Origin of the sequence: Stieleria neptunia (assembly GCF_007754155.1) — a bacterium.
Taxonomy (GTDB): domain Bacteria; phylum Planctomycetota; class Planctomycetia; order Pirellulales; family Pirellulaceae; genus Stieleria; species Stieleria neptunia.
Genome location: NZ_CP037423.1, coordinates 1,482,678 through 1,496,137 on the forward strand (window position 1 = coordinate 1,482,678; position 13,460 = coordinate 1,496,137).

The 13,460-nt window shown below is 62.1% G+C and carries 7 protein-coding genes; 5 read left to right on the plus strand and 2 right to left on the minus strand.

Annotation, left to right across the window (positions count from 1 at the left end; genetic code table 11):
- Positions 1–71 precede the first annotated feature (71 nt).
- Together Enr13x_RS05225 and Enr13x_RS05230 are read left to right on the plus strand one after the other, a co-directional pair.
- Positions 72–2,606, plus strand: a complete 2,535-nt coding sequence (locus tag Enr13x_RS05225) for a BatA domain-containing protein (protein WP_145385032.1) — start codon at positions 72–74, stop codon at positions 2,604–2,606.
- Positions 2,603–4,924 carry a glutamine amidotransferase gene (locus Enr13x_RS05230; RefSeq protein ID WP_145385033.1) on the plus strand — a complete coding sequence of 774 codons (2,322 nt, stop codon included), beginning with the start codon at positions 2,603–2,605 and terminating at the stop codon, positions 4,922–4,924. The genes Enr13x_RS05225 and Enr13x_RS05230 overlap by 4 nt, the downstream gene beginning before the upstream one ends.
- A gap of 139 nt (positions 4,925–5,063) precedes the next feature.
- Here Enr13x_RS05230 and Enr13x_RS05235 read toward each other — a convergent pair whose 3' ends face one another.
- Together Enr13x_RS05235 and Enr13x_RS05240 are read right to left on the minus strand one after the other, a co-directional pair.
- Complete coding sequence (locus Enr13x_RS05235; protein WP_145385034.1) at positions 5,064–5,801, minus strand: hypothetical protein; 738 nt, start codon at positions 5,799–5,801, stop codon at positions 5,064–5,066.
- Positions 5,802–6,008: 207 nt separating this feature from the next.
- Complete coding sequence (locus tag Enr13x_RS05240; protein ID WP_231744104.1) at positions 6,009–7,637, minus strand: helix-turn-helix domain-containing protein; 1,629 nt, start codon at positions 7,635–7,637, stop codon at positions 6,009–6,011.
- Positions 7,638–7,864: 227 nt separating this feature from the next.
- On the opposite strand from Enr13x_RS05240, the gene Enr13x_RS05245 reads away from it, so the two are divergent.
- The 3 genes from Enr13x_RS05245 to dnaX all read left to right on the plus strand — a co-directional run bounded on the left by Enr13x_RS05245 (position 7,865) and on the right by dnaX (position 13,123).
- A complete protein-coding gene (locus Enr13x_RS05245; protein ID WP_145385035.1) occupies positions 7,865–8,593 on the plus strand; it encodes an ATP-binding cassette domain-containing protein in 729 nt (242 codons plus the stop codon).
- Positions 8,594–8,599: 6 nt separating this feature from the next.
- Entirely contained in the window at positions 8,600–10,804 is a 2,205-nt protein-coding gene (locus Enr13x_RS05250; RefSeq protein ID WP_315857013.1) for an ABC transporter permease subunit/CPBP intramembrane protease, read from the plus strand.
- 459 nt (positions 10,805–11,263) lie between these two features.
- Positions 11,264–13,123: a DNA polymerase III subunit gamma/tau gene (gene dnaX, locus Enr13x_RS05255; protein WP_145385036.1), complete on the plus strand. Its 1,860-nt coding sequence runs from the start codon at positions 11,264–11,266 to the stop codon at positions 13,121–13,123.
- The last annotated feature ends 337 nt before the right edge of the window (positions 13,124–13,460 follow it).

Genomic DNA, 13,460 nt, shown 5'->3' on the forward strand with positions numbered 1-13,460 from the left:
CCTGCACGTGACAGGCTGGAAGCCTATCCCACCCGGGTTGGACAACCAATCTACAATCAAAGAATTCATTCGTGACGTTTGTTAACACCGCCTTGTTGTTCGCGCTGGCCGCGGTCGGGATTCCGATCGCGTTGCATCTGATCGCGCGAAAAGAACCCAAACAGGTGATGTTTCCGTCGGTGCGCTTGCTGACCCAACGCTTCGAAACCAACCGCAGCAAGGTCCGGGTGCGACGATGGTGGTTGCTGGCACTTCGTATCGCCGCCATTGCCGTGGTCGCGTTGGCGTTGGCGCGCCCCGTGATCGCCGGTGCGCTGTCGCTGACCTGGTCGACGATCGGAATCCTGTCGATCGCCGGGATCGCGCTGTTGGCGATGGCTTCGGTCGCGGCCGGTAAACCGAATCAGAAAACGCTGGTCCGCTCATTGCTCGCCGCGGCAGGCTTGGCCTTGATCGTTGCGGTGGGTTGGGGCGGATACACGTTGGCCAGTGGAACCAAGCCTGAGATCGATGATGCGTCACCGGTCGCCCTGGCCATCGTCGTCGACAATGCACCATTGGCGGCGTGGCGAACCGGTGAGGAGACACAACTGAATCGTCTCCGCGCGGCTGCCAAACAGTTGATCCTGGCCGCCAACCGGGAAAGCCGACTTGCCGTGATCGATCGGTCGAGCGCGCCCGCCGCGTTTTCACTCGATAGGACCGGGGCGCTCTCCAAAACCGATGCCCTGCGTGCACTGGAAGTGGTGCAGCCCCTGGAATCGCGGATCGAAGCAGCAGCCAGATTGCTGCAAACGAGCGAGATTCAGTCGCGACAAGTGGTGGTTTTGAGCGGGTTGACCGAGTCGAGTTTCGCCACGGAGTCGTCGGGGCAATCGATGGCGGCGCTGTTGGAATCATCCGGCGTCGGCGTGACGGTCTGGGACATGGGCGGTCCCGTCGGCACCAATCGCTCCGTCTCGCTGGCAACCCTTTCCGACGTATCGCCCGCCCCGGAAACGTCGATCGCCGTCGCGGCGGTCCTGTCGCTCAACGAAGCCGCCGCGGCAATTCCCGTTGACGACGCGGGCGAGTCGGAGGCGGATCAAGACGCCCCGCCCGGTGGATCAAGCGCAACGCCACCGGGTTCACTCAGCGTCACGGCCGAATGCGTGTTGTTTCCCAGCAGCCCCGCCCTGCCCGTGGTCCGAGACGGCGACATCGTTCGCCCCCAGGCCAAACCGGTGGACCGCGTGAGCGTGACGATGCAACCCGGCCGCGACGTGGAATTGCGAATGACCTTGCCGCCGCTGCCGGTCGGGTTGCATCACGGTGCGATCCGATTGGTCGGTGCGGACGCCTTGGCGATCGATGACGCGAGCTACTTTAGCGTGGCGGTGCTGCCGCCGAGTCGATTGTTGTTGGTCAGCGACCAACCGGAGGAAGCCGAGGAAATCGCCTGGGCCGTGTCGGCCCCGGTGCCGATCGATGACCCGGCATCCCAGTACGCGATCGAACGCATCGGCTACGATGACCTGGCCGCCTCGCGGATGACGAACTTCGACGGCGTCCTCTTGCTCGACCCGCCCGGCAGCGCGCTCGCTGAGCCCGAACTGGTTCGGTATCGTGAACAGGGTGGTTCGGTGTGGGTCGCAACGGGCGATCGGCTGGGCGATGAAACCGTCACGGTCGAAGGTTGGCCGGTGTTCCGCCGCCGTTGGCGCGTCCCCGAACCGGGAACGTTCCTGGAAATCTCTGCCGCATCCCATCCCGCCCTGGTCACGCTGGCCAATACGCCCGGCGGTGTTCCCTTCCAAGATTTTCGAATCCACCAGTATTGGCAACTCGCACCCTCGGACAACGCCCAGGTGTTGATGCGCTACGCCGGCACGGACCATGCCGCGCTCGTCGAATGGAGTTTGAAAACTGCCGGGGTCGATTCGGCGGCCGAGAACGCGTCGGGCTCCGGGCGGATTGTGTTGATGACCACACCGATCCCGGCCATCACGCCCCCCTCCTCGGCCTGGAACGAACTGTTTCAAGCAGACGAGTACTGGCCGGCGTTTTCGCTGGTCCGCGATGTCACCCGTTATGTGACCGGACGCAGCGCCGAGGGCTGGATGACCCGCGTCGGTGCGCCGGTTTCGATTCCGATTCGCAATCAAATCGCGATCGAAGCCGATGGCAAACCACGACGGTTGCAATGGTTTCCTCCGGTCGGGGCGACCCCGGTTCCGATCAACGTCCCGCAAGGCGAAAACGGGCGAGGCGGCGGGGCATTGCGGATCGTGGTCGGGCAACCCAAACACAGTGGCGTGCATTGGATCCGTGGCGATGAAATCGGGCTCGGTTTCACGGCCAATTTGCCCCGCCAGCAACTGGCGACGACGCGGATCGATGCGGCGCGGTTGGAACGTCTGCTCGGCCCCGACCATCTGCGGCGAATCGATTCGCTCGATGAAATGGAGTGGACGTCCAGCGATGAAACCCGCGTCGTCTCGCTCTGGTCGCCGATCATGTTGTTGGCGCTGTTTGTGTTCATGCTGGAACAAGTGTTGGGGAACCGATTTTATCGACGCTCGCCGGCGTCAAAGTCAGGCTCGACGACGCGGAGATCGGCGGCATGACACGATTCACCCTGGAACCGCTGTACGGATCGATCTGGGTCGCATTGGCGGCGATGATCGCGATCGTTGCCGTCATCACGCTGGTCACGCCACCGACGGACGATCCGAGAAAGCGAACATGGTTGATCGTGCTGCGATCCTTGGCCGCGATCGTGCTGTTGATCGCCGCGATCCGCCCGACTGTGGTGCGAACCGACAATCGTCCCGCCGCGGCAACGCTGGTCGTGGCGGTCGATACCTCGCGCAGCATGTCGCTGCCCGATGGTGACGGATCGGATCGCTGGACCAGTCAGCAGACGGCGCTGCGGCGCTTGTTGTCCGATGTCGGCACGCTGGATGAAATGCTGGACGTGCAACTGCTCCGCTATGATTCCCGATCCGAGTCAATCGCCCAGGCCAGGCAACGTGATGCAATCGCGCGACTGGCCGATACCGTGGACTCGATGCAACCGGTCGGCGATGAAACGAACTTGGGGCTGGCGATGCAAGGCGCGATCGATGCGGCCGCCGGCAAACCGATGGCGGGCGTCGTCTTGTTCGGTGACGGAACGCAAACGGCGGTCGCGGATTCCGAAAGCCAGACGGCAGACCAAAGTACCGCCGCCCGGCGCAGCGCCGAAGTGCTCGATGCGCTGGCGGTCCCGCTGTGGACGGTCCCGATCGGGCCGCCCAGCAGCGACGCGTCGGCACGCGACGTGGCACTGACTAATTTGCCTGACAGTTTTCAATTGTTTGCGGGAAACCAATTCGATGTTTCCGTGACGGTCGAAGCCAGTGGTTTGGCGAATCGACAAATCCCCGTCACCGTGTCCTGGATCGATGCCGATGGCACCAAGACCGAAGCGCGGTCGCGTCAGATCGATCCCCGCGGCGCGCGTGAATCCATCGCGCTGACCATCCCGATGACGGCGCCCGCGCCGGGGTTGTATCGTTTGCAAGTCGAAGCGGCTGCGCAAGACGGCGAATGGGTGACCAGCAACAACGCTCAAACCGCGTTCGTCGACGTCCGCGAAGGCGGCGGTCGCATTGTGATTCTAGAAGGCCCGGGGCGGCCGGAACAAACGTTCTTGCGACGTTCGCTGCGACGCTTTCCCGATCTGGAACTGGACTACGCGCCGATCCGCGGTGACCGAACCTGGCCGGTGTCGCTGGACACCGTCTTGAAACCGGGACGCTACGACATCTTCATCATCGGTGATCTGGATTCCAATGCCTTGGGCGATGCACAGTTGAAACAACTCGCCGAACGGGTCAGCCAGGGCGCCGGGCTGATCACGCTCGGTGGGCTGCAGACCTATGGAACCGGCGGTTACGCCGACGGACAACTCGCCGAGGTGCTGCCGATCCAAATGGATCCGTCGCGGCGTCGCCAACCGACACGTGGCGTGATGACCGCGGCGGAGCGGGCGGCGAGATCCGAGGCGCAAATTCCCGGACCGATCAAAATCGAAGTCGCCCGGCGGCACCCCATCGTCGACCTGGGCGGACGCGACCCCGCGTCGGTTTGGAAGTCGTTGCCCGAACTGTCCGGCGCCAACCGACTGGTCGGCGCCAAGGCCGCGGCCGGGGTGCAAACGTTGCTGACGACCGATCAACAACAGCCGCTGTTGGTGATCGGCGGCTACGGCAAGGGCCGTGTGGCCTCGCTGGCGATCGATGAAACCTTTCGTTGGTGGCGAGCGGGCAAGGCGGAAGCCCATCAACGGTTCTGGCGCCAGCTGATGTTGTGGCTGATGTCGCGTGAAGAATCCGGCGGTGATCGCTTGATCGCGGAACTGGACCTGCGGCGATTCGAATCCGACCGAGGACCGGAGTTTCGGGCCAGGTTGATGCGCGTCGGTGAGACCGCGACCGACGTGACGCTGACGGCGACGGTGGTCGACGATCAAGGCAACGAAACGACGCTCGATGTGACCGCAACGGCCGGCGGCGAGCCGCGGATCAGTGGACAGATTCCACCATTGGAACCGGGCTTTTACAAGTTGGTCGTCCGCGCCAGCGACGAATCGATCGAGCCCGATGAAGTCGCGTTTCAAGTCACCGAAACCAGTCGTGAGCTGGCGCGGCCGATGGCCGATCCGGTGTACATGAAACAATTGGCCGACCTGACCGCCGACCACGGCGGCGCCTCGTTCGATCCGCAACAGATCGATGCGTTGATCGATGCGATTGCCAACAAACGCCGCAGTGCCGAAACGCCGGTGATCGAAAAGAACCGCTTGGGAGATGGCCCCGCAAGCGGTTGGCTGGTGTTCACGCTGTTCGCCGGGATGTTGTCGGCGGAGTGGTATCTGCGACGGCGTTGGGGAATGGTCTAGTGCTCTGGCTACTTTTAGATTTAGGGTGCCGCGAAAAAGGGGGCAGGTCCCAAAAATGCGAAGCACCCTGCGGGCCATTAGGTTTTTGGTACCTGACCCCTTTTCCGCTCGAACAACGCAAGCTGGAAGCTTACGCCACTCACAGTCGCTTCGTCGCGGTCATGCGTTTGCCGGTGCCGCGGAATTGAATGCGGATCGGGGCGGTCAGGTTGTAGTGGTCCGGGCCGAGCAGCGTGGCCACGGTCGCATTGACGACCGGGTTGATCGTGCCGGAATCGAAGTCCCAGTTGTCGTCGCCGGCACCGATCTCCGCTTCCACGCGGCGTTCTGCCGAGGTCACGACGAAGACGGTGTTACGTTTCAATGCAAAGCTGACGGTGCCGTGAATGTAGGCGGCGTCGCCGGCTGAAATGGTACCCGGCGTGATGCCGTAGGAACCCCATCCGTACAGGTTGGTCGAGATGAACCGATCCCTGTTTCGCACGCTCCCGCGGGCAATCAGATGCCCCAATTGATGCCGCCCCGATGGCAATCGGGGGATCGCGCCGACGGCGGCCAGAATGGCGTCGGCACCGCGCTCGACCACTTGCGGCATGTAACGGGTGTCACCCATCATCACGCCGTTGTCCAAGAAATGGTTGACCAGCGGGAAATCGAGCGTCGTGATGTTCTCACCGTAACCGCTGTTCATCACCGCCGCCTGCGTCATTTCAATCACCACGTTGCCAAAATCCGGAACGTGGTCGTGGTCGTAACCCGGTTGGTAAGGGCTGACGGGTTGGCCGTATTCGGCAAAATTGTTGATTTCGGCGTACTGCAAATCCGAAAAGTTGGTGCAGCGCCAGACTTGGCTTGCACTGTCATATGACCAGCTCACGTTGAAATCCCCGTTTAGAATTCGGTCGCCTGCGTGGTCTCTGTCGTCGTCGCGTCCGAGGATTCGTTGCGGATTCTTTTCCGATTTTCTCACAAGCGATTTCGCGTCTCGCCCGATCCGGCCGGGTTAACTTTACATGGGGGCAAGACGACAGATACCAACTAAAGCTCCACAGCTCGCATTCTCCTTGTCTCCTTGTCTCCCTCCCTAAACCCCCAGCCGCTCTTTCGCTTCTGCGGCCCAGGGGCTATCAGGGGCGAGTTGCAGGATGCGTTGCCAATGCTGCAGGGCTTGCCGGTCATCGCCGATTCGATCGAGCGTTTTGGCGAGCGTGTAGTGGACGTCGGCGTAGTCGTCGTGCATCGACAGGGCGCCACGCAACGCGGCGACGGCTAGTTCCAATTGCCCGAGTTCGGCCAGCACGGCGCCCAGGCTGGCACGGGCTTCGACGAATTCCGGATCCATTTCGATCGCGCTGTAGTAGCGTTCGCGGGCGGCGATCAAAAAATTCATGCGATAAAGCAGTTCGCCGATCTGGAAACTGACATCGGCGCGTGCCCCGTCGCGGGCCAGGATGGTGTGGTACAGGTCGATCGCGGTTTCCAGGTCGTCCTCGTCTTCGGCTTGATAGGCGGCCATCAGGATCGGATCGTGTTCGGCGGTACTGACCGCGCGCAGCATCGGCGGTTGGTCGGGCGGTTCAAACGCCAACACCTCCGGCGTCGATGCCCCATCGCTTTCCAACGCATCGAAATCGAAACGCATCTGTCCGCCCGGCTCGACCAGTCCGTCGCCTTGCCGCAACAGCACGTGCTTGCCCTCGACCAAGATGGAAAGCTGATCGAGGGGGCGGCGGATATTGGGGAGCACTTGGACCAAGTCGACCAGTCGACGTTCGATCGCCGCTGGGCTGGCACCGGCGGAGATCCACCCGGCCAGACGCTTCGCGGTCGCGACCTCCGCGTAGTCGAAGTATTGCAGCTTGTGCAACGTCGTCACCGGGGTGATCAGGCCCCGGCGGTGCCACCGCCGAATCACGCGCACCGAAACGCCCAGCAGGTCGGCCAGCATGACCGGTGTGTAATAACGCTGTGCAGAGCGCCCGACATCGAACAACCCCAGTCGCTGCCAGAGCTCGGTTTCGTGGATGATTTCAAGCTCGCCGCGGCCGGCGGCATCGATCACGCCGGGCGGCAACAACTCGTCCTGCGAGAGCGGCGGTTGGTCGGCACCGATGACGACCAAGTCAAGCATCATGCGGTCGGCGGGCGGTGCGGACGGATCGTCGCGTTTTTTTCCGCTCGCCGCAGCCGAGGAACGCCGTGGCAGATCGACGGCAACCGCTTGGAACGACTGCAACACGTTCGCCGCTTCACGTCGACTCATGCTGCCGAATCGTCCGACCAAGGCAACGCGTTTGTCCGCGAAGCTCGCCGGGTCGGCGTCGCTGGACTTGTTCGGGGACGGTTCACCGACCAACAACTCGGCGTCCGAGTCTCCATCGTCGCCCTCGTCCTCGCTCACGAGAGTGTCCAGCGTACAGTTTTCCAGCGTGCTGGGGGGCTGCGTTTCGGTCTCCCCCGTCAGCGTCATGAAGGACGCGGTCGCGTCTTGCGGTTCGGTCGCGTCGTGCGGTTCGTCCGTGCTCGGGGGATCGTCCGTGCTGGGCGGTTCGGCGCCATCCCCGCCGTCGCGTGGGCTGTCGCCCGGGAACGAGAGGATGCGAAGGGGGGCCGGATCGTTTGTGTCGGTCGGCTCGGGCAATGGAATCGATCGTCGGGGGGCTTCGTGGGGCGTCACGAGAATTCGTTGCTCGCGATTGTTGCGATCCGACACGGTGTTTCAAGGTGTCGTGGACCGCGATTGGAAGGTCCGCAGCGTGGATTATCGCAGAACGGGCCGCTGGGAGTAGTCGAGTCGGCGGATTCTCTGTAACAATGCACCGAAACGCGAGTCGCTGCGTATTGCGTTTGTCGACTTCGTAACCTGACCCGGGCGTTCCCGGGCGGCGGTCAGGTTTCCTCTTCTTCACTCATTGCTCTTTTCCGTGGTTGCGGACGTCCATGCTGCATGTCGATTCGCTGACGAAGTCCTTTCCCCTCGATGATGGTGTCTTGACCGCCGTCGACGACGTTTCGTTTCGGATTTCCCCGGGAGAGGTTTTCGGGTTGTTGGGGCCCAATGGGGCCGGCAAGACGACCACGATGCGGATGATCTTGGGATTGCTGGAGCCCGATTCGGGCTATGCGGAAGTCGACGGGGTCCGCACGGCGGCCGATCCGATGGCCGTCAAAAGCCGTCTCGGTTTCGTCTCGGCCAGCGACGGGGTTTACCCCTGGTTGACGGTCCGGGAGATGCTGTTGTACTTCGCCGATCTGTACGCCGTTGATGCGACGCTGGCCGAACAACGCTGCGAAAGTTTGGCCGACATGATGGATATCAAGCCTCTGTTGGATCGACGTGCCGGTGAACTCAGCACGGGACAGCGGCAACGGGTGACGCTGGTTCGCGGGCTGATTCATGACCCGCCGGTGATGCTGCTCGATGAACCGACGCGGGGGTTGGATGTCGTCGGTGTCCAAACCATTTTTGACTACATCGATATTTTGCGTCGCGGTGGCAAAGCGGTGGTCGTGTGCACGCACCGTTTGGACGAAGCCGAACGTTTGTGTGATCGGTTCGGTTTGTTGCACGCCGGCAAACTAAAATACTGTGGCACGCTCAACGAGTTGAAGGAACAGACCGGCCAGAAATCGTTGGTGGACATCTTCGTGGACTTGATCAGGAATTAGCCGAGCGTGTCGAACGACCCCCAAGATCGCCGCCCCCAGGATCGCAGCCTCCAGGATCGCAGCGCCGCGACGGCGCAGCGCCGCCCACGCCGGCAGAGTCATCAGCCCGGCAATCGGCTCGTCCGGATGTGCCAGAAAGAGCTCCGCGAGACGATGCGTGACCGCCGAACGATCATCACGCTGGTGATGATGCCCCTGCTGGTCTATCCGCTGCTGAGCATGGCGCTGAATCGTTTTTTGGTTTCGTCCACGGCGGGAACGTCCGAGCAGACGCCGTACACGATCGGCGTCGAAACCGACGACGAAGGCAACCTGTTGCTGGCGTGGCTGGAAGACCCGATGAGCCAGCCACCCGCGGCGATCCTGAAGGCCAGCAAGGGGAAACTCGCCACGTTTCGTGTCGTCAACACCACGTCCGTCGGACTCAATCCCAAGCAAGCCCTCCAAGAGAAAAAGATCGATTTGGCAGCCCGCATCGAAGCGGGGAATCCGCCACGATTGCGATTGACGGCGTTCAACGGTGATCCGCCCAGCCAGGGCGCCCAACGGATTTTGACCGAACGGCTGCATTGGTTGCGTTTGGCGCGTGCCGAAACGCTCGCCCAGTCACAATTGAGTGATTACACGCCGCCGACGGAGGTCTCCGTGGAGAACGTCGGGGTCGCCGAAAAGCCGTCGATGCTGGGCACAATCGTACCGCTCGTGTTGGTGTTGATGACGATCACCGGTGCGGTTTACCCGGCGATCGATTTGACCGCCGGCGAGCGAGAACGGGGCACGATGGAGTCGCTGATGGCATCGCCGGTGCCCCGCTCGTACATCTTGTTCTCAAAATACGTTGCCGTCGTCGTCGTCGCCTTGCTCACCGCGATGGCGAACCTGTTGGCGATGTTCACGACGCTGTGGGCAGGCCGGCTGCTACCACTGTTGACCGGTGGGGAAGACGCGTTTCCGTGGTTGGCCGTGCTGCAAATCCTCGGGCTGTTGGTGCTCTTCAGCGGCTTCTTTGCAGCCGTGCTGCTGTCGCTGACCAGCTTCGCGCGCTCGTTCAAAGAAGCCCAGGCCTATTTGATTCCCGTCATGCTGCTGTCGTTGACTCCGGGGATGTTGTCGCTGATGCCCGGGGTGACCTTGAAGGGGCCCTTGGCGATTGCCCCGTTGATCAACATCGTCTTGCTGGCACGTGAGGTGTTGCAGGGGACGGCGCAAGCGGCGCCCGCGGTGATCACGGTCCTCAGTACAATCGGATATGCCGTGGCCGCGATCGCCATCGCATCGAAGTTGTTCGGCAGCGATGCGGTCAGCCGTACCAGCGGGCAATCGTTCGGCGCCATGTTGAAACGACCGACGCGCCCGACGCCGACGCCGTCACCCCAAGCCGCCGCGATGACGCTGGCGTTGTTGGTTCCGATCTATTATCTGGTCAGCAACGTGCTGATCCGGATCGTGCCCGAGCTGTCCATCACCACGGTGCTGATGCTCAACGCCATCGCGCTGATTTTGACCTTCGGCCTGATCCCGTTTGTCTCGGTCGTGTTGGCACGCTGCAATTTCTCGACGAGCTATCAATTGGCGATGCCGTCACCGCTGGCACTGCTGGGGGCGCTGCTGGTCGGGTTGGGAGCTTGGGGGTTTGCGCACGAGTCGTTTGTGATTGCCAAGCAGATGGGAATCGGCGGGCTGGATGTGGATCGGATCGAAAAGACACGGCAAACCGTCGAAGCACTGAAAGTCGCTCCGGCGTGGTTGCTGGTGGGGACCCTGGCGCTGGCACCTGCGGTGATCGAAGAATTGTGCTTTCGCGGATTTTTGTTCACGGCACTTCGCAAGGTCCTCTCGCCGGCTCGGGTGATCGTGACCACCGCCGTCATTTTTGGACTGTTCCACGTCGTGACCGGCAACATGTTGCTGATCGAGCGATTTGTGCCGACGACGCTGCTGGGGCTGATCCTCGGCTGGATCGCCTATCGCACCCAAAGCGTTTGGCCCGGTGTGCTGATGCATTTCACCCACAACGCCCTATTGAATCTGGCCACGAAGTACCAGGACAAGATCGCGTTTCTCGGCGAAGGGTTCGAGAACCAAATGCATCTGCCGGCGACCTGGATGGTCGTTTTGACCACCACGACGTTGATCGGGTTGGGCATCCTGTGGTTTTCGAGCCCCAAGTCGCCGGTCGCCAAGCCGAATCTGGCAACCACCCCCGCCTGAGGCGGACAGTTTCTAAAGCCACCCTCCTGGTAGCGGTTGATCTCTGCACAACCTAAGAAACCCTCCGGTGTAGAGGTCGTGCAGTTTACGAAGCAGCCCTCCTCGCAGGAGGGTCGAGCGCAGCAAGGGGAGGTCGAACGGTGAATTGCGAGTTTTACTTCAGCTGCCAGATTCGCGTCCCAAGCAGCAAAGAGAACCCTCTCCTCGCTACGCTCGACTCTCCCAGAGGGAGAGTGGCGAAACCCCTTTGAATTCAACGACTTAAAAACTGCACGACCTCTGTGCGGGAGGGTTGCATCACTGAATTTCAGAATCGGCTTTGGGCTTGTCGTCGATGGCTGAGGTTTCGTTCCCCCCATTTTTCGACCCGCCCATTTTCTGACCAGATTCTTTTCCATCCGATATCGTGTAGGATGCCCAGATTAACGCCCGCACGGTTCGAATTCGATTGCATCACGAATGTCCGACGACCCTCCTGTACCCGCAAACGATTCCTCCTACGTCGTTGTCGCTCGCCGCTATCGTCCCCGCAATTTCGAAGAATTGGTCGGCCAGGAGCACGTCGGTCGGGCGCTGACCAATGCGATCGAAACCGGGCGGGTCGGTCATGCCTACCTGTTCACCGGGGCTCGGGGGGTCGGGAAAACCAGCACGGCGCGGATTTTTGCCAAGGCGCTCAACAACCCCGGCGGGCCCAGCGCGACGTTTGACAACAATGACGATGTCGCCCAGGCGATCGATTCGGGCGAAGACATCGATGTGATCGAAATCGACGGAGCCAGCAATCGCGGGATCGACGAAATCCGCTCCCTGAGGGCCAACGTCGGCGTCCGGCCCAGCCGCTCGCGGTACAAAATTTACATCATCGACGAAGTCCACATGCTGACCCAGGCGGCGTTCAATGCGTTGCTGAAGACGCTGGAGGAACCGCCCGAGCATGTGAAGTTCATCTTCTGCACCACCGACCCGGAGAAGATGCCGATCACGGTCTTGAGTCGGTGTCAACGCTTCGATTTTGCGCCGGTCGAAGTTTCCAAAATCGTCAAACGGCTACAGGAGATCGTGGCCGCGGAAAATGCCGAGGCCGACGAGGCGGCCCTCGAGCTGGTCGCACGCCGGGCCGCCGGTTCGATGCGGGATAGCCAATCGTTGCTCGAGCAAGTGCTCAGTTTTAGTGACGGGCATTTGACGGCCGATCAAGTTCACTCGATGCTCGGGACCGCCGATGATGAACGGCTGCACAGGCTAGCCCAAGCGATGTGCGAGCGCGATGCCGCCGACGCGCTCGCTCAATTGGACGCGGCAGTCGATGCCGGTGTCGACGCCGGGCGGATCGCCGAACAACTGTTGGGGTACTTTCGCGACTTGATGGCCGTGACGGTCGGCTGCGACGCCACGCTGCAACGCCACACCGCTGCCTCCATGCACGGCGAGCTGAAAAAATTGGGGGACGCCTGGGGGCTGCAAACCGTCCTGGCCGTTGTCGCATTGATCGACCAGACGCTCGTTCGGATTCGGCACAGCGTCTACGGGCGGGTGTTACTCGAGTCGACCGTGATTCAGATCTGCAACTTGCCCGACTTGCAAGCGATAGCGGATTTGGCCGCCGCTGCTGGCAGCGGAAAACCGCTGCCCCCTGCCCAGGCGGCACCGCAAAAAAAAAAGCTAGCGGCTGATCCAGCGCCGCCAATCGCGGGGCAACCCGCCACGCCGACGTCTTCTTCGCCGGCACCCGCCGAGCCGCTGGCCCCCGTCGCGGCTGCTCCGGTTTCTGCTGCTCCGGCCACGTCACCGACCCAGCCTGAACCGCCCGAGCCGGCCACGAGTTCGCCAGCCACGAGTACGCCGGCCACCAATTCGCCGGCGCCTGCTGGACCCGCGGACGCGTCGGGCTCGCCGCCGTCGCCCAAGATGAGATTGTCGGCGTCGAACGTTCAAGCAGTCCTGGCGCAGGCGCTCCAGGGCGTTCAGCCGATGACCGCGTCGATCGCCTCGATGGCGGAGGCGCAATTGGAAGGCAGCTCCAAAATCAATTTGGTCTTTCCGGCCGAGTCATCGATGTCGATGAAGCGGATGGATTTGCCCGAGCATCGCGGGCCGGTGTCTGAGGCGCTGGCCGAAATCGTCGGCCATCCGGTCACCCTTCAATTGGTCGCCGGCGCCGCGTCGCCCGGGCGCCCCCAGGCCCCCAAGCCGGCGCCCAAGGCGACAGCCAAAGAGCGGATGGAACGGATGCGAGAGATTGAATCCCATCCCTGGATCCAAGCCTGCGTGCAAACCTTTCAAGCCGAGATCGTCAAGATCGATCCCAAGCAATGATCGGTTGCGTCGCGGCTGGCTGACGAGACCGTCCAGCTTAGGGCTAGCGCGAAACGCGGCAAATCTGAATGATCTGACCGAATGGGTGAGAGGTGGTCGTCGGAGGGGTGTACGACGTCCTTTCTAGGTCGTCGCGCAGAGCCCCACGGGCGACGGCCCGGAAGGGCCATCGTACGTGCGCAAAGCGGTCGCTGCGACGCAGCGAACGAGGGCGGCTCAAGCCTGCACACCAACACTCTTGCCCGTTGTTTTGAACGCACGTCTTGCCTTTTCCTTGACGTCATTCATTCAATCGACGTCCCCTGCGAATGAATCTCCGACACTGCGCCGGCAACCG